This window comes from Pelagivirga sediminicola, assembly GCF_003072125.1.
GTDB lineage: Bacteria > Pseudomonadota > Alphaproteobacteria > Rhodobacterales > Rhodobacteraceae > Roseovarius > Roseovarius sediminicola.
Genome location: NZ_QCYH01000016.1, coordinates 1 through 21,635 on the forward strand (window position 1 = coordinate 1; position 21,635 = coordinate 21,635).

The 21,635-nt window shown below is 63.6% G+C and carries 18 protein-coding genes and 1 tRNA gene; 3 read left to right on the plus strand and 16 right to left on the minus strand.

Features of this window, described 5'->3' with window-relative positions:
• Positions 1–13: 13 nt before the first annotated feature.
• The 13 genes from DC366_RS17020 to iscR all read right to left on the minus strand — a co-directional run bounded on the left by DC366_RS17020 (position 14) and on the right by iscR (position 13,430).
• Positions 14–406, minus strand: coding sequence for a hypothetical protein (locus DC366_RS17020; RefSeq protein WP_108693402.1), 393 nt, complete (start codon positions 404–406; stop codon positions 14–16).
• Between the two features lie 41 nt (positions 407–447).
• A complete protein-coding gene (locus tag DC366_RS17025; RefSeq protein ID WP_108693403.1) occupies positions 448–3,747 on the minus strand; it encodes a DEAD/DEAH box helicase in 3,300 nt (1,099 codons plus the stop codon).
• A gap of 420 nt (positions 3,748–4,167) precedes the next feature.
• Positions 4,168–4,244, minus strand: a tRNA-Arg gene (locus tag DC366_RS17030).
• 231 nt (positions 4,245–4,475) lie between these two features.
• Positions 4,476–5,696 (minus strand): cysteine desulfurase, encoded by a 1,221-nt coding sequence (locus DC366_RS17035; protein ID WP_108693436.1) that lies wholly within the window; start codon positions 5,694–5,696, stop codon positions 4,476–4,478.
• A complete protein-coding gene (locus tag DC366_RS17040) occupies positions 5,696–6,292 on the minus strand; it encodes a Yip1 family protein (RefSeq protein ID WP_108693437.1) in 597 nt (198 codons plus the stop codon). Before DC366_RS17040 ends, DC366_RS17035 begins: the two co-directional genes overlap by 1 nt.
• Positions 6,289–6,786, minus strand: coding sequence for a YIP1 family protein (locus DC366_RS17045; protein ID WP_108693404.1), 498 nt, complete (start codon positions 6,784–6,786; stop codon positions 6,289–6,291). The genes DC366_RS17040 and DC366_RS17045 overlap by 4 nt, the downstream gene beginning before the upstream one ends.
• Positions 6,786–8,072, minus strand: a complete 1,287-nt coding sequence (locus DC366_RS17050) for a SufB/SufD family protein (protein ID WP_108693405.1) — start codon at positions 8,070–8,072, stop codon at positions 6,786–6,788. Before DC366_RS17050 ends, DC366_RS17045 begins: the two co-directional genes overlap by 1 nt.
• Positions 8,072–8,827, minus strand: a complete 756-nt coding sequence (gene sufC / locus DC366_RS17055; protein WP_108693406.1) for a Fe-S cluster assembly ATPase SufC — start codon at positions 8,825–8,827, stop codon at positions 8,072–8,074. Before sufC ends, DC366_RS17050 begins: the two co-directional genes overlap by 1 nt.
• Before the next feature lie 34 nt (positions 8,828–8,861).
• Entirely contained in the window at positions 8,862–9,461 is a 600-nt protein-coding gene (locus tag DC366_RS17060; RefSeq protein ID WP_108693407.1) for a hypothetical protein, read from the minus strand.
• A complete protein-coding gene (locus DC366_RS17065) occupies positions 9,458–10,240 on the minus strand; it encodes an FkbM family methyltransferase (RefSeq protein ID WP_243405197.1) in 783 nt (260 codons plus the stop codon). The genes DC366_RS17060 and DC366_RS17065 overlap by 4 nt, the downstream gene beginning before the upstream one ends.
• 45 nt (positions 10,241–10,285) lie before the next feature.
• Positions 10,286–11,824, minus strand: coding sequence for a Fe-S cluster assembly protein SufB (sufB, locus tag DC366_RS17070; RefSeq protein WP_108693408.1), 1,539 nt, complete (start codon positions 11,822–11,824; stop codon positions 10,286–10,288).
• A gap of 15 nt (positions 11,825–11,839) precedes the next feature.
• Entirely contained in the window at positions 11,840–12,892 is a 1,053-nt protein-coding gene (locus DC366_RS17075) for a cysteine desulfurase family protein (RefSeq protein WP_108693409.1), read from the minus strand.
• A 76-nt stretch (positions 12,893–12,968) separates the two neighbouring features.
• Positions 12,969–13,430, minus strand: a complete 462-nt coding sequence (gene iscR, locus DC366_RS17080) for a Fe-S cluster assembly transcriptional regulator IscR (RefSeq protein ID WP_108693410.1) — start codon at positions 13,428–13,430, stop codon at positions 12,969–12,971.
• A 219-nt stretch (positions 13,431–13,649) separates the two neighbouring features.
• On the opposite strand from iscR, the gene DC366_RS17085 reads away from it, so the two are divergent.
• A complete protein-coding gene (locus DC366_RS17085; RefSeq protein ID WP_108693411.1) occupies positions 13,650–14,303 on the plus strand; it encodes an alpha/beta hydrolase in 654 nt (217 codons plus the stop codon).
• A 3-nt stretch (positions 14,304–14,306) separates the two neighbouring features.
• Entirely contained in the window at positions 14,307–14,552 is a 246-nt protein-coding gene (locus DC366_RS17090; RefSeq protein WP_108693412.1) for a hypothetical protein, read from the plus strand.
• 90 nt (positions 14,553–14,642) lie between these two features.
• On the opposite strand, the gene nhaC is transcribed toward DC366_RS17090, so the two are convergent.
• From nhaC to DC366_RS17105, 3 genes are all read right to left on the minus strand, one after another.
• Positions 14,643–16,169 carry a Na+/H+ antiporter NhaC gene (nhaC, locus tag DC366_RS17095; RefSeq protein ID WP_108693413.1) on the minus strand — a complete coding sequence of 509 codons (1,527 nt, stop codon included), beginning with the start codon at positions 16,167–16,169 and terminating at the stop codon, positions 14,643–14,645.
• A gap of 170 nt (positions 16,170–16,339) precedes the next feature.
• Positions 16,340–19,831 carry a transcription-repair coupling factor gene (gene mfd, locus DC366_RS17100; RefSeq protein WP_108693414.1) on the minus strand — a complete coding sequence of 1,164 codons (3,492 nt, stop codon included), beginning with the start codon at positions 19,829–19,831 and terminating at the stop codon, positions 16,340–16,342.
• A 34-nt stretch (positions 19,832–19,865) separates the two neighbouring features.
• Positions 19,866–20,411 (minus strand): component of SufBCD complex, encoded by a 546-nt coding sequence (locus DC366_RS17105; RefSeq protein ID WP_108693415.1) that lies wholly within the window; start codon positions 20,409–20,411, stop codon positions 19,866–19,868.
• Between the two features lie 121 nt (positions 20,412–20,532).
• Here DC366_RS17105 and hemB point away from each other — a divergent pair, with 121 nt between their 5' ends.
• Complete coding sequence (gene hemB, locus DC366_RS17110; RefSeq protein WP_108693416.1) at positions 20,533–21,543, plus strand: porphobilinogen synthase; 1,011 nt, start codon at positions 20,533–20,535, stop codon at positions 21,541–21,543.
• Positions 21,544–21,635 lie beyond the last annotated feature (92 nt).

The window sequence follows — 21,635 nt, forward strand, 5'->3', positions numbered from 1 at the left end:
AGGTGGACGACTTTTACGCCGCCCGCAGCAGGCTCATCCCGCCGCTACCGCGGCCGACTTTCGCACCGCCGTTCTCACCCGGATAGCGGCCCTCCCTATCGATCAGCAACTGATGCTGAGCCGACACATCCCGGCGCATGAGCGCGATCCTGAAGAACTCAAGCGTCAGCCCCGGACAGAGGCCTCCGGCGATCTCAAAGGCGCTGGCGCGTGTCATCAGCTCCGGAAGCTTGTATTGAAAGAAAAGCGGCACCGCCGGGAAGTCGATCCGGACATCATAACCCAGCGTCGCCTCCTGCACGAGGTTGGGAAAGACAGGCGCGCCAGCGGGTGCCGAGGTCGAACCGCGGATCAGGTTCTCTGTGAAAGCGTAGCCAAAAGAAAATTCTGTATATCCAACCTTCATAATCGCCCAAACTGCTCGTTCATCCTGTTTTGGTTTCTGGCTCAGACGCTTGAAACCACCACCCGGAACCGCGCCTGCGTCGTCTTGGTTAGGAACAGCTCCGTCGTGGCCAGCAACCGCAATATCTCCGGGGTCACGGTCTCGGCGCTCGCCCCCGGCTGGACCAGCACAACCTCAAAATCGACCTTCGCGCGCCGGGCCTTTTCCTTGAAGTAGGAGAGTAGCTTCATGTCGCCCTTCAGGAAGCGCGACGCACCCTGCTTCGACCATGTCTCATGCCGCCGCTTGAGATCGACATAGAGGCGGGGCAGCCCTCCATGCTTGACCGCCATGCTCTTCTGGGCTTGGCCGCAGAGCGTATAGAAATTGCGGATGTCAGCCGAGATGCGCCCGCCATGCGCATTCTTGCAGTGGATGAGACAGAGCCTGATGCCGTCGCCCGTATCCTTCAGGGCAACGAGATCGGCGGCCTCTCCGTGCCCGTCATCGTTGAAGATCAGGTCGAACTGGTTCTCGATATGTTGAAAGGCCCGATACTGGATCGTGTCCCGGTCTCCGGCCCTGTTCATCGATTCCCGGTTGAGCGGAATGCCCGCCCAGTCCCAGGCCTCCAGTGACTCCTTCGGATAGGTCGCGGGTTCGAGCGGGGTGGGTATGTGGTAGCAGTTGTAGGAGTGCGTGCCGTCGGCATAACGGACGATGAAGGGATCGGTGAGGAGATATTCCTCCAGCGGCACGGCCTCCGCCGCATGCGCCCTCTTGAATTTCAGGCGGGGACCGGAGACCCAGTCGTGGCTGTATCCGCCGGGCAGGTCCGCCGCGATGCGTAGCCGGTAGGTCGAGCGCGAGCCCTCGGTTGCGATATCGATATCGATCGCGCCGTCGTCGCCCACGGCCCCGATGCCAAGGTCGATCAGGAAGACCGGCACCTCGGTGCTATCAAACAGCATGAACTGTCTGTCGCTGAAGCGCATCTGCGCCTGTTCGCCCCATTGCACCGCGATCGGATATGCGCCGTGTGGAGCGGTCAGTTTCTGGGGTCGCAGGAAGTCACGCGTGATGTTGGAATCCAGTTCGACGTCCGAAGACACCTTGGTCCAGGTGCGATTGCACCATTCCATCCATGTGGAGATCGTGCCTGATTTCTGCTGCCAGATTTTCCCTTTGCGCTGCGTGCCGCCCCAAAGGACCCGTTCGCCGTCCTCATAGCCCAGACAGGCGATGTTGTTGAGCTGCGATTCCGCCTTCTCGATACTCGCCAGTCCCTCGGTCACGTTCGGCCCGAAATATGACGTGAAGCTGATCGCGCCGATGCGCGATGATCCCATGCTTTTGACGAGAGGCATCTCGACATTGTTGAGAATGCGAAAGACCGCCGGGCCGCTGAGAAGCTCCGTTTCATCGGAGGTGATCGCCCGGGCCATCCGCTCCGTGCGCAGCCCCTGGTAGTCGCTGGCATAGATGAACAGCGCGCCGGCAGCCTGATCCCAGCGGGCAAGAAGGAGATCATAGACCGCGTTCTCCAGGTTCTGGTAGTTTCCCCAGTCCACGGTCGAGGTGCGGTGCACCACCGCGACGAGCAGGTTGTTCTCCTCATCAAGGGCGTACCAGCTCTCGGCGCCGCCGGGCAGAACCGCCTCATAGGCAAGCGGCGACCACGACGTACATCTTGTGCGGAATATCTGGGTCGACAGGGCCGGGCGAAGATTCCAGAGCGACAGTTGGGCATGAAGATCGCCCCGTTCCTTCAGGCTCATCACGACATCCTGAAGCTGCAGCTCCTCGTGGATACGCTCTTCGCTGAGCCGCTTGATGAGCACGTCCCAGTCAGCCCCCTCGGCATATAGAGCGGCCAGTTTGGTTTCCGCTTCCGGGTCCGCGATGTTCGCGACGACGGTCGCTTCCCCGATCGTACCGGTGGCGCCCTTGCGCGTGAACCGCCCGATAAACTGAAGCGTGACCGCCAGCGATTTATGCGTGTCGTGCAGAGCGGCGATTTTCAGATTGGGAAGGTCGAACCCCTCGCCGAGCATGTCGACGCAAACCACGATACGCGCGCCGTCCGCACTGCCGTCCAGGACCTTGTCCAGCGCGGCGGCATTGATCTGCCGCCGCCCGGGGCCGGAATAGACGATGACCGGATGAAGTTCGGGGGCCAGCTCCTGATACAGAGCCCAGACGATATCGGCGCGATCCCTGTTGCGGGTGCGGGCCATAAGCAGGTGGTCCAGCCCCAGCTCGTCGCGGTCCCTGCGCAGGACGGCGACCGCCTTCTCGGCGATGGCGCGATCCCGGGCGGCGTCATCGCCATATTCTTCGACCGTCCGCAGATTGATGGGCCTGTAATAGCCGGCCTTCTGGGCGTCGCCGAGCTTGTAATTGAAGATGATCTTGCCATCGACGCGCTTGCCGTCCCGGCGGAACGGTGTTGCGGTGAATTGCAGTATGCGCTTGTCGAGGAACCTGTCCCGCACCGCCGCCCAGGTCGAGGCGGTGACGTGATGAGCCTCGTCGACAAAGATGTCGCTGCACTGATCGAGCAGATAGGCGCGGGCGTCGGGCGGAAAGCTGTTCAGGCTGTCGGGCAGCGCCACGATCACGTTTGCCCTTTCGATCAGCGCGCGACATTCCTCGATCGATTGCAGGCCTGTGGTGATCTTTGCGACATGCGGGCCGGGAAGTTGCCCGGGGACGACGCCGGCATCGGGCAGCACGCCCAGCGTGACGAACTTCTCGAATATCTGGGTCCTGAGAGCATCCGACGGCACAAGCACAAGAGTCCGGTGTAACTGCCTGTAGACCTGCGTCGCCAGCATGGTTTCAGTCTTGCCGGTTCCGGTCGGCAGAACGACCGTGGCCGGCTCGAACTGCTCGCCCACTGCGAAATGCGCCGCGATCGCGTGCAGCGCGCCGATCTGCGGCATGCGCAGCCCCGGCTCCTGCTCTACCTCGTTCTCGGCCCGGAATGTGAATTTATTGCGCCATAGCGCCAGAACCTGCTCCGGGGTCGCGGCATAATCCTCAAGGGCACCTGGACTGTCCCAGAACAGCGCCGTACTTTCTGTCAAATCGCCGAGGCCGGATAAATGCCCCGCATTCAGCACCGGCAATGTCGACTTCAACCGGCGGGCGCCTTTCCTGCGCAGGAGTATCTGGTCGAAGGGCGCGGCCAGGTTTGTCTTTATAAGGTCGTGACCCTTGTATTGTGACGGGGCAATCTGTGCGCGACACCGGGCGCCGCGAAACGGACGCTGGAAAATAAGGTTGCCGCCAACTCTGATCTTTCGCTCAGATGGCGGCGGCAGAACAAGGTCACCTTGCCAGTCCGGAAATAGTGTCATGTGCCCCCCGGGAAAATATACTGTAGCTGCTATTCTCCGAAGGTGACAATAACCGAGCCTCTAGCGCCGCTTCTCCGAGCCACGGCGGTTGCACCGAATAGGCGATTACTCGATCTATACCCGACCGCAGTATGCAGCGTGCGTCATCGAAGGGACGTGCGACGAGCGCCACATCGCCACGCGACATCTGGCATCAAAACGTGCCCCGAAGGGCACAGCCGTAGGAGAGAATTGGGCTTCAGCAACCGCATGCTGACCGACTTTGAGGCGCCCGTATCGGCGCCAGCGCGTTAGCCTGCGCGCCGCGACCGACAATGTCGAAGTCGGCGGTGCGGACATTCGCAATTCGGTCGAATCCGTTGTCAAACGTCTGATGATGGGCAGCAAACTACGACCTGAGGACCGAGTCTTTCTCGGAAATGGCGCACCCGACAGGATTCGAACCTGTGGCCTTCGCCTTCGGAGGGCGACGCTCTATCCAGCTGAGCTACGGGTGCTTACCGGGTCGCAACTGCTTACGCAGTGCTTACGTGAACTTTTCGCGAGTTGAAAGATCAGAACGAGGGCCTCGCAAATCCTTGTTCTTACAGCCTTTTTTCGTCTCCTCTTTGTCGCCCACCCCCTTGACATCAGCCTTCGGAGGGCAGCGCTCTATCCAGCTGAGCTATGGGTGCCTGAAGGGCCGTATAACGGCGCCGCGGCGCGCCCGCAACGGATAATTCCCCGGCTCACGCGAAGAGATCGTGACACAGCTCCAGCGCGTCGATCAGCGCGTCGACCTCCGCCTCGGTATTGTAGAGGCCAAAGGACGCGCGGCAGGTGGCCGTCACGCCCAGGTGATCCATCAGCGGACCGGCGCAGTGATGCCCGGCGCGCACGGCAACGCCCTTCTTGTCCAGAATGGTCGAGATGTCATGCGCGTGCCCCGCCCCGTCCATGGTAAAGCTGAAAATCGCCGCCTTGTCCGGCGCCTGCCCCTGCACCTGCAGCCAGTTCAGCCCGCCCAGACGTTCGGCGGCATAATCGCGCAAGCGGTTTTCATGGGCTGCGATATTCTCCATCCCCAGCCCCATCATGTAATCCAGCGCGGCGCCCAGCCCGATGGTTTGCACGATACCGGGCGTCCCGGCCTCGAATTTCATCGGCGGATCGTTATAGGTGACCGCCTCCTTGGTAACATCGCGGATCATGTCGCCGCCGCCAAGGAACGGGCGCATCTCATCCATCCGCTCGCGGCGCACATAGATCGCACCGGACCCCGACGGCCCATAAAGCTTGTGCCCCGTGACCGCATAGAAATCGCACCCAATATCGTCCACGTCCACCGACATGTGAACCGCGGCCTGACTGCCATCCACCAGCACGGCCACGCCCTTGGCACGGGCGGCGGCGCAGATGGTCTTCACATCAACTTTGGTCCCCAATACGTTGGAAAGATGCGTGATTGCCACCAGCTTGGTCCGCGGGCCGATGGCGTCGATCACCTTTTGCGGGTCCAACGCGCCATTCACGTCGGTATCGACCCATTTCAAAACCGCGCCCTGCCGCTCGCGCAGGAAATGCCACGGGACGATATTGGCGTGATGCTCCATCACGCTCAGCACGATCTCGTCGCCGGGCTGAAACCGGGGCATGGCCCAGCCATAGGCAACCATGTTGATCCCCTCGGTTGTGCCGGAATTCAGGACGATCTGACTTTCATCGGCGACGCCCAGAAACCGCGCAATGATGCCGCGCACGCCCTCGTATTTCTCGGTCGCCAGATTGCTGAGATAGTGCAGGCCCCTGTGAACATTCGCATATTCATGCGAATAGGCGGTGGTGATCGCATCGATCACTACCTGCGGCTTCTGCGCCGAGGCGCCGTTATCCAGATATACCAGCGGCTTGCCGTTCACCTCTCGCGAAAGGATCGGAAAATCGCCTCGGACCTTCTGAACATCCAGCATCATGTCACTCCCATTGCGACCGCCACGAAGACGCTCAGAATTGCAGACAGCCCGACCACGACGGCCAGAACGGCGAGGACCAGCACGGCGATCGCCTTGAATACGTTGCCAAACCCGTGGGCGCGGTCAATGAAGGCCACCAGTATCACGATGCCCCAGACCGACGCCGCAAAGACCAGCAAGACGCCCGCCACCGGAATCGCCAGCATCAGCACAACCAATGCCAGCTGCACCCCCAGACGCAAGACCTGAAGCCACACGATCAGCGCCAGAACCTGCGGCACCTCGCCCGCCCCGCCCAGACTGCGCCCGATCCATGTGAGCGTCATGACAGTGATGACCAGTGCGCCCAGCAGGAAAAGCGTGAACAGAAACGGCGATTGAAAGGCGGGCGGAATTGCCTGCAGCATCTCCGGATCGCGCGGCGGTCCCACATGCAGCGTCAGCGAGAATACGATGCCGTTCAGCACGCTTGTCAGCGCCAGCGCCGTCCAGAGCCATTGGCGCGGCAGCCACAGCGCCATGATCCGGTCCGCCGCCGCACGCGGAGAAAACAGTGTCTGGCCAACCAGTTCAGGCACAAAGCTCAGGTTCATGTCCGGATCCTTCCCGTGCCCCATTCGGCCTCGCGCAGGCCCAAGGCCCAGAAGAGGACAAAGGCAATCAGCCACGCGGCCCCCACCAGTGTCAGACCGGGCCCCGGCCCGATGAACCCCGCCACCAACCCGTGCAGCAGCACCAAGGGGCTCGCGGCCAGAAGCGCCCAGAAAAGCGCCATCCGCGCACCAAACGCGGTGCCGCGTCCGCCAAACAGCCGGGCGACCAGATGGCTCAGCAAGGCGATCACGTAAAAGATCAGCGGCGCGATGAACGCCCAGGCCAGCAGCGCACCGCCCAGAAGCGGGTTCAGCTCCTCGCCCGTAATATATGCCTGCCGCGCCAGACGCGGCCACTGCGCAATGAACATCACCACGCAGCCCGCCATCAGGATCACCAGCGCGCGGTCCTCCCGCTGCCCCATGGCAAGCAGGCGACGCATCACGGCGCCGGGGCCGCGATACGTCGCCACGATGTCACGCGCGGCCGCCATCAGGCGCGACGCCGCTCCAGCCAGCCTTCCAGCAGCATCTTGATCTCGTCCTGAAGCGTCTCATCCTCGATCTCGTCCACCGCCTCGGCCAGAAACGCGAGCGTCAGAAGATCCGTCGCAAGCGCCTTGGGCACGCCGCGGGCACGCAGATAATAGAGCGCATCCTCGTCGATCGCGCCCGAGGTGGATCCGTGCGAGCAGATGACATCGTCGGCATAGATCTCCAGCTCAGGCTTGGCCAGGAACTGGCTGTCACCGTCCAGCAGCAGAGATTGGCTGATCTGATAGCCGTCGGTCTTTTGCGCGTCGGCCTTGACCAGGATCTTGCCCTGAAACACGCCTGTCGCCCCGTTGCGCAGCACCTTCTTGTAGACCTGCCGGCTCTCGCAGCGCAGGGCGTCGTGGGTGACGAAAACGGTGTCGTCGTCGTGAAAATCGCCGTCTCCCATCGACGTGCCCGCGACATGGGCGATCGCATCGTCGCCGGTCAGCTCAATCACGCATTCATTGCGCGTCATCGCGCCGTTGGCCGTCATGGTGAAGGATTTGAACCGGCTTTCGGTGCCAAGCCGCGCAAAGAGATGCGTCGCCTCGCGCCGCTGATAATCGCGGCCCTGCGTGCGCACATGATTCAGCGACGCGCCGTCTCCGATATCCGCCTCCAGCACGCAATTGAGCCGCGCGGCTGCCGGTCCGTTTTCCAGCAGCGTCATTTCCGTACCGGGATCCAGCTTGATCACATGATGCAACATCGCGTCAGATGTCGTTGATTCGTGACGATAAATCAGGTTTACCGGCCGCTTTGCGGCGCCCGTCACATGGATCAGCACACCGTCGGTCGCGGTGGCGGTGTTCAGCGTGGCCAAGGGACGCGGCACCGGATCCTGTCCGCGCTGCTCAAGACCGCCGTAAAGATCCTTGGCCCAATGAATGTCAGCCTTGCCTGCCTGCGCCAGCCGCTCGATCGTCAGCCCTTCGGCAGACAGATCATCACTGGCCTGCGGATCAAAGACGCCATCGACAAAGACGATTTTCAGACGATCAACATCATCGAAAACCGGCCGCGTGTCGCCGACAAACAGCGCCGCTTCCGGCGCCTCCGCCTGGGTCAGCGTGTCAGGGCGCGTGAATTTCCAATACTCGTCGCGTCGCTGGGGCAGGCCCGCGGCGCGCACCCGCGTCAAAGCGTCCTTGCGCGCCGCCAGCGTCCAGCCCGCGCCATCCGGCACGCCTATCGCGTCCAGCCGTGCCTCCGTCTGGGAGTGTCTGGGATTTGCCGCAGTCATTACGCCACCTCCGCCAAAATATCCGCATAACCGTTCTTCTCGACCTCGATAGCCAGCTCCGGACCGCCCGTCTTGATGATGCGCCCGTCCGACATGATATGCACGAAATCAGGTTTGATATGGTCCAGAAGCCGCTGATAATGCGTGATAACCAGAAAACCGCGCCCGGCATCGCGCAATGCGTTCACGCCGTCGCTGACCAGTTTCATCGCGTCGACATCCAGGCCCGAATCCGTTTCGTCCAGGATGCACATCTTGGGCTCCAGAAGGGCCATCTGCAGGATCTCGTTGCGTTTCTTCTCGCCGCCGGAAAAGCCCACATTGACCGGGCGCTTCAGCATGTCGGCGTCGATCTTCAGCTCTTTCGCCTTGGCGCGGATCAGCTTGAGGAAATCGGCCGCGCTGACCTCATCCTCGCCGCGGGCCTTGCGCTGTGCGTTCAGCGCGGTGCGCATGAAGGTCATATTGCCCACGCCCGGGATCTCGACAGGGTACTGAAATGCCAGAAAGAGGCCCGCGGCGGCGCGCTCTTCAGGCTCCATCGACAGGATATCGGCGCCCTCCAGCGTTGCGGTCCCCTCCGTCACCTCATAGCCATCGCGCCCCGAGAGCACATAGCTGAGCGTCGATTTGCCGGACCCGTTCGGCCCCATGATCGCATGTACCTTGCCCGCCTCGACGGTCAGGTCCACACCCTTGAGGATCGCCTTGTCCTCGTCTTCAAGTTCGACATGCAGGTTCTTGATCTCAAGCATCTTTTTTCCTCTCAACTAATCATTTCGGGCCCGATCAGGGCCGCATCATCATCTTTATGATCGGCAAGAGCCGATCGGGTGGGACGGCCATCGGCACCACGTCGAATTCGGCCATCCGGCCGGTCAGACGCGGGGTGCCGAGGAATTCTTCGATCGCGTGATAGCCTTTGCGCCGCTTGTAGTCATCCACCAGCAGCGTCACGGGCTTTTGCGTGCAAAACGCCGTCGCCATGGCGCATCCGGGGCGGAACCTGCCGTCCACCAGCACAACGTCCGGCTGGCGAAACCCTTTGCTTTGCCAAACGGCAAGGGGGTATTGCGGATAGTGGCGCCAACCGCTGGTATCGACGGGTTTGCCCCAGTCGCCGGTCTCACCGATATTGACCCACATCACGTCAACCTGCGTGCCAGTCGCGGGCGGATTCTGCACAAACCAGTCTTGCATCATCTTGGCCCAAGCCTGATCGCTTTCCACCGAAAACACGGTCTTGCCGCTCAGTTGCGATGCCATCACGGTCGAGCCGCCGGACCCGTATTCGAGGATCACATCGGCCTCACCATAGACTTTGGCCACGCGCGCCGCTTCGGCCTCGGGCAAGGTCAGTTCAGGGCGCTTGATGAGAGTGTCGCTCACGCCATGCCCCCCGGTGTCAGCAGGTAATTGCAGTTCTTTCGGCTGTGGCGGATGGTTTGGGCAATGTCATAGCCATGCGCCACGCGCCACGCCTCGAACGCCTGCGCGTTCTGCTCGTCCACCTCGATCAGCATAACGGGACGGTGCGCGGAAATTGTCTTCTCCAAACCGGAAAGCACTTTGATTTCCATACCTTCCACGTCGATCTTGATCAGGTCCGGCGTCTCGCCCTCCAGCAGATCGTCGCCTGCGTGAACCTGAAAATCGCCCTTGCCCGCGAACATCTTCGTCGCGCCCAGATTGCGATCATGCCGCTTCATGCCGTAGCCGCCCTCCGAGCGGTCCGACAGGCCCACGCCAAGCAGGCCAAGGTCGATAACGCCCTCCAGGCGGTTCAGCAGCACATTGGCCATGAGCGGCGCCATGGCCAGCGGATTGGGCTCGACCACAACGACGCGCGCCGCCTGCATGCGGGTGGCGAAGAACAGGGCGTGATTACCGACATTCGATCCAATATCAATGACATGCGCGCCGCTCTTGACGTGCCCGGCGAGCATCTCAAGCTCATCGCTTTCGAAGAACGCGCCCCGCCGCCATGCGTTCTGGACCGGATCGCGCGCCATGTTCAGGCACAGCGACAGTTCCATTTCGGGCACATGCAGCATCTCGAACGGCGGAAACGCGACCGGCTGGCCAGCGGCCAAGGCGTCGCGCGCGGCCGTGACGCTGAAATACGTCCCGTCCGTCCGCTCGGGCAGAGGCAGGACGACATCATTCATCCCTGCCCCCTCCGGCACCATATGACCGCGCGCCGCCCCATGTCGTTACCCGACCGAGCCTTCCAGCGAGATCGCAACAAGCTGCTGCGCCTCCATGGCGAACTCCATCGGCAGCGCCTGCAGCACGTCGCGGCAGAAACCGTTGACGACCAGCGCCACCGCCTCTTCCTCGTCCATGCCGCGCTGGCGGCAGTAGAACATCTGATCGTCATCGACCTTGGAAGTGGTCGCCTCATGCTCGACGCGCGACGAGTTGTTCTTGACCTCGATATAAGGCACCGTATGCGCGCCGCATTTGTCGCCGATCAGCAGGCTGTCGCACTGCGTATAGTTGCGCGATTCCTTGGCCTTGGGGTGCATCGACACCAGACCGCGATAGGTGTTCTGCGCGCGCCCCGCACTGATCCCCTTGGACACGATGCGCGACTTGGTGCGCTTGCCCAGATGGATCATCTTGGTGCCCGTATCGGCCTGCTGCATGTTGTTGGCGATGGCGATGGAATAGAACTCGCCCTGGCTGTCGTCGCCGCGCAGGATGCAGCTGGGGTATTTCCACGTCACGGCAGAGCCGGTTTCGACCTGCGTCCACATAACCTTGGCCCGGTCGCCCCGGCAATCGGCCCGCTTGGTGACGAAGTTGTAGATGCCGCCCTTGCCGTTCTCATCGCCCGGATACCAGTTCTGCACGGTGGAATATTTCACCTCGGCATCTTCCTCGACGATGATCTCGACGACCGCACCATGCAGCTGCGCCTCATCGCGCTGGGGCGCGGTGCAGCCCTCGAGGTAGCTGACATAGCTGCCCTTGTCGGCGATGATCAGCGTGCGCTCGAACTGGCCGGTGTTTTCGGCGTTGATGCGGAAATACGTGCTCAACTCCATCGGGCAACGCACGCCCGGCGGCACATAGACGAACGATCCGTCCGAGAAAACGGCGCTGTTCAGCGTTGCATAGAAGTTGTCGTTCACCGGCACGACGGTGCCGAGATACTTCTTCACCAGATCGGGGTAATTGATGATCGCCTCGCCGATCGAGCAAAAGATCACGCCCGCCTCCAGCAATTCCTTCTGGAACGTCGTCCCGACCGAGACGGAGTCGAACACCGCATCGACGGCCACCTTGCGCGCCTCGGCGGGCATTTCGCCCGCGCCCTCGACACCGGCCAGAATCGCCTGCTCCTGCAGGGGGATGCCCAGCTTGCTGTAGGTTGCCAGCAGCTTGGGATCGACCTCGTCCAGCGACTTGGGCTTGACGATCATCGATTTCGGCCGCGCATAGTAATACTGGTCCTGAAAATCGATTTCGGGATAGTCGACCATCGCCCAGTCCGGCTCGGTCTTGGTCAGCCAGCGCTCGTAAGCGGCCAGTCGCCAGTCGGTCATCCACTGCGGCTCTTCGTTCTTCTCGGAAATCAGCCGCACGATATCTGGGGTCAGGCCCTTGGGCGCAAACTCCATCTCGATATCCGTGGACCAGCCATGCTTGTAGGCGCCGCCGACCTCGCGAACGCGGTCAACCGTGTCCTGATCGACGCCTTCCTTTGCCACATCCTTGTGCGCCGGTGCATCATCCAAAACCGTCATGTCCAAATCTCCCTATCAAGCAGCGCCGCTGCGGGCGCGATGTCTGTCCAGATGCGCCAGCCACGTCTCGGCAAAGCGCATGATCTCGTCTTCCGTCGTCTGCGGCCCCAGCGAGACCCGGATCGCAGATGCCGCGTCCGCCTCGCCGAACCCCATCGCGCGCAAGACCGCGCTGGCGCGCACCTTGCCGCTGGAGCAGGCAGATCCCGCAGAGACGGCGTATCCCGCAAGGTCCATCGCCATCACCTGCGTCTCGCCCTTCCAGCCCGGCGTGAGCATGCAGCAGGTGTTCGGCAGGCGCCGACTCTCTTTCCCGACAAAAATAGTCTTATTTTCAGCGGCTGCAATGGTCTTTTCTAGAATGTTTCTAAGTTTCTCGACCCGGTCCCATGTTCCGGCCTCCAAATCCCGCGCCGCCGCTTCGGCCGCGGCGCCGAAACCGGCGACGCCGATGATGTTCTCGGTGCCGGACCGGCGGCCCATTTCCTGCCCGCCGCCCTTGATCTGCGCGGCGATGTCGGTGCCGCGCCTCACGACCAGCGCCCCGATCCCCTTCGGCCCGCCCAGCTTGTGCGCCGAGATCAGCGCCATCCGCGCGCCGCTCCAGTTGAACGCGACCGGCAGTTTGCCAAAACCCTGCGTCATGTCGCAAACGGCGATGTCACCGGGCAGATCCTGCACGACCCCCGTCTCGGAATTGGCCAGCTGCAGCGCCGACCGCGCCGGATCGGCCACTGCAACAGCGCCCGCAGGCGATACATCCAGCGCACCGTCACACCACGCGGCCACCGCCTCATGCTCGACCGGCGCCGAGGCAAATCCGCGCCCCGCGCAGGCCAGCGCCGCCGCCTCCGTCGCGCCGGAGGTAAAGATCACGTCCGCCCCATCGGCCCCCAAAGCGGCGGCCACCTGCGCGCGGGCCCTCTCGATCAGCGCCTTGGCCGCGCGGCCCTCGGCATGCACGCTCGACGGGTTGCCGACCACATCCATCGCCGCGATCATGGCCGCGCGCGCCTCGTCCCGCAGCGGCGCGGTGGCATTGTGATCCATATAGACGCGCTGCCTCATGCCGCCCCGACTTCGTCTTGGCAAAAATACTCGAACGGGCGGCCCGCTCCGGGCATATGGTCGCGACCAGAGCGCATCATTCCTCATCCACCACCGCAAAGAGCGACGGCACCGCGGGGCACGGCGCCAGCGTGTTGCCGACCACATCGCTCAATCTTGTCTGGTGCAGATAGACATAGACCTGCGCGCTCAGCCCCTCCCACAGACGGTTGGTCATGGACTGCGCCCGGCTGCCCGAGGCGCCGCCCGAGGCGCCGGCGCCCTTGTGCATCGCGTCCACCGTCTCGTCGACGGCGGACAGGATCTCGGACACGCGGATTTCCGACATCGGTCGCGCCAGGCGATAGCCGCCGCCGGGGCCGCGCACCGACGCGACCAGATCGGCGCGGCGCAGCTTGACGAAGAGCTGTTCCAGGTAGGGCAGCGAAATGCTCTGGCGGCGCGACACCTCGCCCAGCGTGACCAGCGTGCCTTCGGGCTGCAGCGCGATGTCCGACAGCGCAACCATTGCATAACGCCCCTTGGTGCTGAGTTTCATGACCGTCCCTCCTTGCCGAATGACCCCGCCGCCGCCGTAACGATTGACGCGGCGCTCGGGGACGCTTATCTCACCCCATGCCCACACGGTCCAGCCACCTGCACGTGCAGGGGCGGCCCAGAATTTAGAATTGTTCTAAGGCCAGCCGGCAGCCCCGTCAACGGACTTTCCCGTTACCGGCCAGCGCCGCAGCCCGGATGCGACAGCAAGGAACGTTGAATGCCCGAGGTTATCTTTCCCGGCCCCGAAGGCCGACTTGAAGGCCGCTATCACCCGCAAAAGGAAAAGGACGCGCCGATTGCGATCATCCTCCATCCGCATCCGCAATTCGGCGGCACGATGAACAACAAGGTCGTCTACAACCTGCATTACGCGTTTCACCGCATGGGCTTTACCGTGCTGCGCTTCAACTTCCGCGGTGTCGGGCGCAGCCAGGGCGAATACGACCAGGGCGTGGGCGAGCTGAGCGATGCGGCCTCGGCGCTGGATTACCTGCAGAGCATGAACGCCAATTCCAAGCATTGCTGGGTCGCCGGCTTCTCGTTCGGTGCGTGGATCGGGATGCAGCTGCTGATGCGCCGCCCTGAGATCACCGGCTTCATCAGTGTCTCGCCCCCGGCGAACATGTATGATTTCTCGTTCCTGGCGCCCTGCCCGTCCTCGGGCCTGATCATCAACGGCACCGCCGACCGCGTGGCACCGCCCGTCGACACCACGGCGCTGGTCAACAAGCTGCATGACCAGCAGGGCATCACCGTTCAGCATGACGAGATCGAAGGCGCCGGGCACTTCTTTGAAGATCCGCACATGGACACGATGATCGACACCGTCACCGGCTATGTCAAACGCCGCCTGACCGAAGGCACCCGCTAGGCCATGGGCGTGACCGAGGATCTGGCCGACCAGCTGGCGCAGGATGCGCTCAAGGCCGAGGAACTGACCGGCGATGACCGGATCTGCGACGATCTGGCCACCATGATGGGCGCAACCTCGCAAACCGCCGAAGAGGCGTTCCTGACCGCCGTGCGCGTGCGCCGCGCCAACACCAAGGCGCGCAAGATGCTGGCCGACCGCGTGCGCGCGTTCAAGGCCCGGCAGCAGGATCCCGGCGGCGCGGACTGACATCGCGCCAGCGCGCCGCGCGCCCGCTGAACCCTGAAAACGACAAAACCTGCGCCAATTCTGGCACAGGTTTTTTTCGTTTGCCAGGGCTTACTCGGCTGGCCGGACCGCTGGCTCGGTGTCCTTGAGGGGGTCTTCATAGCCGTACTCGCTCAGATCCGCGACCGCGCGGTCGTTGGCCTTCCAGTCCCGCAGCTCCGCATCGCTCGCATAGGGCGAAAACAGCCCCGTCCACGCATAGAAGATCCCGATCACCGGCGACATCCAGCAGGCAAAGGCCAGCGGGATATAGAGCAGGTTCTGGAAGTTGCCCTCGACGATGCCCAGCCCCAGCGCCGTGATGACGAAGGCGCCCCCGGCGTTCCACGGGATCAACGGCGACATCAGCGTGCCGCCCTCCTCGATCGCGCGGCTGAGGTTCAGCGTCGAGCGGCCCATGCCCCGGTAAACCGGCGCATACATCCGCCCCGGCAGCGCGATCGACAGGTAGGGATCGCCCGCCACAAGGTTCGTCGCGGTCGAGGTGGCGATGGCCGCCGTCTGAACCCCGGCAAAGGAATGAACCTTGGACAGGATCTTGGCGATGATGGCGTTCAGGCAGCCCGTCCGCTCCAGCGCCCCGCCAAAGCCCAGTGCGATCAGGATCAGCGAGATGGTCCACATCATCGACTGAATGCCGCCGCGGTTGAGCAGGCTGTCGATCTCGGCCACGCCGGTTTCGATGGCATAGCCGCTGTTGGCATAGCCGAACACGTCATGCAGCGATGCTCCCTGCGTGATCATCGCCACGGCGCCGCCGGCCACGACCCCGGCGAAAAGCGACGGAATCGGCGGCTGCTTGGCGATGGCCAGCGCCAGGACCAGAAGCGCCGGGACCAGAAGCCACGGAGAGATCAGGAAATAGGAATCCAGCGCCTCGGTGATGCCGTTGATGCGCTCGAACGACACCGTGCCTGCGCCGATCATGCTGTAGCCGACCCAGACATAGATCCCCAGCGCGATCAGCATCGCGGGTATCGTCGTCGGGAACATGTTGCGGATGTGATCGAACACGTTCACGCCCGTCACGGCCGGCGCAAGGTTCGTCGTGTCCGACAGCGGCGATATCTTGTCGCCGAAAAACGCGCCCGACACCACCGCGCCGGCCGTCCAGTAGACCGGCACATCGAAACCCGCGCCGATGCCCATCAGCGCAAGGCCGATCGTGCCCACCGTGCCCCAGGACGTGCCGAGCGAGACCGACACGATGGCACACATTATCATCGAGGCGGCCAGGAAAATCTCGGGCGAGAGGATCTTGAGCCCGTAAAAGATCAGCGTCGGCACCGTGCCCGAGGCGATCCAGACCCCGACGATCATGCCGACCACGATCAGCACCGACACCGACGGCAGCGACACGGTGATGACGCGAAAGATGCCATCCTCCAGGTTGGTCCAGTCATGGCCCAGGTACAGCCCCACCAACGACGTGATCGCAAGGCCGATGGCCAGCGGAATATGCGGCGTGAAGTCGCCGAAATAAAACAGCTGGATCCCCAGCACCACCAGCGTCAAAAGCACCGGCACAAGCGCGAGGCCGAAGGACGGCTGGCGCGGATTGATTTCATCGGATGACATGAGCGTGTTCTCCTCTGTTGCGGGCATTCACGTCTGCAGCAGGCCTGTCGGTGGCTCGTGGAGCCCGCCCGTTTCACACGTTGCTTGCAACCTGCAGTCGAACACGGTTGCGCCGCGGGCGATAGCAAAAAATACCCCTCGCGCGAAAATGGCGCAGCAGGCACGCGCCGTCAGCCTTTTGCCGCGCTCTTGCCCGCCTTGGTCTTGTCCGCGACCTTCTGCGCCAGATCGCGCGCGATGGAGAACGCGCCCTTGATCTTGTCGCTGTCCTTTTTCCAGTCGCGGCGCACAACCACCTTGTTGTCCTTGATCTTGGCAAGGCCGCGCTGATCCTTGATGAATTCCACCAGCCCTTCGGGCGAGGCAAACTTGTCATTGTGGAACTGGATCGTCGCGCCTTTGGGCCCGCCGTCCAGCTTGGCGATGCCGGCCTTGCGGCACATCCCCTTGATCCGCACCACGAGGATGAGCGTGTTCACCTCCTTCGGCAGCGGGCCGAACCGGTCGATCAGCTCGGCGGCAAAGCCCTCCAGCTCGACCTTGGTGTCAAGGCTGCTGAGGCGGCGATAAAGGCCAAGGCGAACGTCCAGATCGGGCACGTAGTCTTCGGGGATCAGCACCGGCACGCCAAGGTTGATCTGCGGCGCCCATTGGCCGCCGTCATCGGCAATGCCGTCCATCTCGCCCGACTTGATCTTGGCCACCGCCTCTTCCAGCATCGACTGGTAGAGCTCGTAGCCGACATCGCGCATCTGGCCCGATTGCTCCTCGCCCAGAAGGTTGCCGGCGCCGCGAATGTCCAGATCTTGGCTGGCAAGAGTAAAGCCGGCGCCCAGCGTGTCGAGACTGCCCAGAACGCGCAGCCGCTTCTCGGCCGCAGGTGTCAGTTTCAGGCGCGGCTTGGTGGTCAGATAGGCATAGGCACGCGTTTTCGAGCGGCCCACCCGGCCCCGGATCTGGTAGAGTTGCGACAGGCCGAACATGTCGGCCCGGTGAATGATCATCGTGTTGGCGGTCGGAATATCCAGACCCGATTCGACGATGGTCGTCGCCAGCAGCACGTCATACTTGCCGTCATAAAAGGCATTCATCCGCGTATCCAGCTCGCCCGCCGCCATCTGGCCATGGGCGACCACATAGGTGACTTCGGGCACCTCGTTGTCCAGAAACGCCTCGATCTCGGAGATGTCGGAGATGCGCGGCACGACGAAGAAACTCTGCCCGCCGCGATAATGCTCGCGCAGCAGCGCCTCGCGGATGGTGACGGTGTCGAACTCGCTGACATAGGTGCGGATCGACAGCCGGTCGACGGGGGGCGTGCCGATGATGCTCAGATCGCGCACGCCCGACAGCGACAGTTGCAGCGTGCGGGGGATGGGCGTTGCGGTCAGGGTCAGCACATGCACATCGCTGCGCAGCGCCTTCAGCCGCTCCTTGTGGGCGACGCCGAAACGCTGTTCCTCGTCGATGATGAGCAGGCCAAGGTTCTGGAAACGCACGGATTTTGCCAAGAGCGCATGGGTGCCGACGACGATATCGACCTGCCCCCTGGCCAGCCCGTCGCGCGTGGCCGCGGCATCCTTGGCCGAGACGAACCGCGACAGCGGGCGCACGTTGATCGGAAAGCCGCGGAACCGCTCGGCAAAGCTGTTGAAATGCTGGCGCGCCAGCAGCGTGGTCGGCGCGATCACCGCCACCTGCATGCCCGACATGGCCGCTGCAAAGGCCGCGCGCATCGCCACCTCGGTCTTGCCAAAGCCGACATCGCCGCAGATCAGCCGGTCCATCGGCGTGCCGGCCTGCAGATCGGCCATCACATCCTCGATCGCGCGCAGCTGGTCCTCGGTCTCCTCATAGGGGAAGCGGGCCGAGAATTCCTCCCAGGCGTGATGTTCGGGCTCCAGCACCGGGGCGCTGCGCAGCGCGCGCTCGGCGGCGATGCGGATGAGGCGATCCGCCATCTCGCGGATGCGCTCCTTGAGGCGCGCCTTCTTGGCCTGCCATGCGCCGCCGCCCAGCTTGTCCAGCAGGCCCTCTTCGTGGCCATAGCGGCTGAGCAGTTCGATATTCTCGACCGGCAGATACAGCTTGGACGCCTCGGCATATTCCAGCACGAGACATTCATGCGCCGCCCCCAGCGCGCTGATCACCTCCAGCCCCAGGTATCGCCCGACGCCGAAATCCACATGCACGACCAGATCGCCGGGGCTGATGCTGCTGGCCTCGCTCAGGAAATTCTCGGCCCGGCGGCGGCGCTTGGGCGCGCGGATCAGGCGATCGCCCAGAATGTCCTGCTCGGCGATGACGGTCAGATGGGTGCCCTGATGCGGGCCCTCAAAGCCAGATTCCAGCCCCCAGACCGCCAGATGCAGCCCCGTCTTGCCCAGCCGCTGCGCTGAGGTCACGGTGACGGGGCCGACCAGCCCCTCATCCTCCAGCAAACCTTCCATCCGCTCGCGCGCGCCTTCCGAATAGCTGGCCAGAAGGACCGGACCCTTGTCCATCTTTGCCTGAATATGGTCCTTCAAGGCACCGAAAAGGCTGATGTTTTCCTGCTGCCGCTCCGGCGCGAAACTGCGCCCGATACGCCCGCCCGCATCGGTCACGCCCGGCCCGGTGGCCTGGGGCAGCGCGCTCAGCTGCACGCGGCGGTGCGGCGCGAGCGCCGCGTCCCAATCAGCGTCATCCAGATAAAGCAACCCCGGCGGCACGGGTTTGTACACGCTGTCGCTGCGCCCCTTGGCGGTCATCGCGTGCCTGCGCGCCTCATATTGATCGGTGATGCTGTCCCAGCGCGACACGCGCGCGGGCGTGATGCCGTCGTCCAGCATGACAGGCGCGTCCGGGACGTAATCAAACAGGGTCTCCAGCGTCTCGTGGAAGAAGGGCAGCCAGTGTTCGGCGCCCTGCGCCTTGCGCCCGGCGCTGATCGCCTCGTAAAGCGGATCGTCGGAGCCGGCCGAGCCGAATTCGATGCGATAGTTCTGCCGAAACCGGGTGATCGCGGCGTCGTCCAGAATGACCTCGGACACCGGGGCCAGCTCGATCATGTCCAGCTTGGCGGTGGTGCGCTGCGTCACCGGATCGAACCGGCGCGCGCCGTCCAGCACATCGCCGAACAGATCCAGCCGCACGGGACCGCCGCCATCGGCATCGCCGGGCGGATAAATGTCGATGATGCCGCCGCGAATGGCGTAATCGCCCGGCTCGGTCACCGTCGGGCTGGGCGCGAAGCCCATGCGCACAAGGAACGCGCGCAGCGCCGCCTCGTCGATGCGGCGGCCCACATGCGCGGTAAAGGCCGCGCCGCGCAGCACGCTGCGGGGCGGGATCCGCTGCATCGCGGCGCCGAGCGTGGTCAGCAGGACGTATTGCGACGGCACGCCATGCACCAGCCCCGCCAGCGTCGCCATGCGCCCGGCCGAGATATCGGCATTGGGCGAAATCCGGTCATAGGGCAGGCAATCCCACGCGGGAAACTGCAGAACCGGCATGTCCGGCGCAAAGAACCGCAGCGCGGCGGCCATCGCCGCCATGCGCTTGTCATCGCGCGCCACATGCACCACGGCACCGCCCGCGCGCGCCACCTCGTCCAGCACGAGGCGGGCGTCATAGCCTTCGGGCGCGCCCGAGACGGTGATCTGCGAAGGGGTCTGCGTCATGGATCGGTCACTTTCAGGGGGCGAGGCCGGCACGTCATCCGCCAAGGGCCGACACGCTCATGTTCTGGTACATGCCCCACATGGCGGTCACGAAGATGGAGACCATGCCGATCACCTGCACGGTCAGGCGGTGGCGAAAGAGCCGCTTGATCAGCGGCTCGCCGGTCAGCGCGGCGGCATCGATCTGCCGCGCTGTGCGGATCGACAATAGCCAGACCCCCGCCATCGGCACGCCCAGAAGGAAGATCGCCTGCGCGAATTCGCGCCCGTAGACCCAGCCCAGCAGAACCGCCGCCGTCAGGATGAAGCAGATGATCCCGGTCAACATCAGACCGCTTTCGCGCGTGATGTAAAGGATGCGGCGGATCTGGATCTGGACCATCGCGTTCATATCTTCCATCGCGGCGCCGCGCGCGGCCTCGTCGCCGCCATGCTTTTGTGCGCGCAGCACCATGTCCCATGGCACGCCCAGCACATAATGGCTGGTCGATGACCACAGCACGGCAAGCGCGATCCAGAACCACAGGTTGCTGAAGCTGCGCATGTCGATCGTCTCGAAAACGGTTGAATACCAGTCCACGGGTAGCTCCGTTATATCGCCTGCCCGCCTCTCTTAGCCCCGGCTTGCGGCAATTCCTACCCTTGAGATGGCGGAATTTCCATGCCACCTAGGGGCAATTGCCGCAGACGGAAGACGCCCCATGCATCCCATCACCGCCCCCTTCCCCGCCAGCCGCCCCCGCCGCCTGCGCCGCACGCCCGGCATGCGCGCGCTGGCCGCTGAAAATACGCTGAGCGCGGGCGATCTGATCTGGCCCGTTTTCGTGCGCGACGGCGAAAACGTGGAAGAGCCTGTCGCCTCCATGCCGGGCGTGAACCGGCTGAGCGTGGACCGCGTGGCCGCCGCCGCGCGGGAGGCTGCGGATCTGGGGATCCCGGCGATCTGCCTTTTCCCCTATACCGGCGCGCAGAACCGCACCGCCGATTGCGCCGAGGCGTGGAATCCGGGCAACCTGAGCAATCGCGCGACCCGCGCGATCAAGGCGGCGGTGCCCGACATGCTGGTGATGACCGATGTCGCGCTCGATCCCTATTCGGACAGCGGCCATGACGGGTTCGTGCGGGACGGCGTCATCGTCAACGACGAGACGGTCGAGGCGCTGGTGAAACAGGCGCTTGCGCAGGCCGAGGCGGGCGTCGACATCATCGGCCCCTCGGACATGATGGACGGGCGCATCGGCGCGATCCGCGCCGCGCTTGAGGCGGCAGGCCATCAGGACGTCGTGCTGCTGAGCTATGCTGCAAAATTCGCCAGCGCCTTTTACGGCCCGTTCCGCGATGCGGTGGGCGCCAGCGGCGCGCTGAAGGGCGACAAGCGGACATACCAGATCGACCCGGCCAATTCGGACGAGGCGATGCGCATGATCGCGCGCGATCTGGCCGAGGGCGCGGATGCGATCATGGTCAAGCCCGGCCTGCCCTATCTCGACATCTGCCGCCGCGCCAAGGAGACCTTTGCCGCGCCGACCTATGCCTATCAGGTCAGCGGCGAATATGCGATGATCGCCGCGGCCGCGCAGAACGGCTGGATCGACGGCGAGCGGGCGATGACCGAAAGCCTGCTGGCGTTCAAGCGCGCGGGCTGCGACGGTATCCTGACCTATTTCGCCCCGGCCATGGCGCGCCTTCTGAGGGGCTCAAACGCGCGATAATTTGCCCATGATACGGCCTTTGCGTGACATTCGGCAAAGCCCCGCCTATAGTTTGCGACAGATCGGCCGGAAAACAGGCCGACGGGCATCAG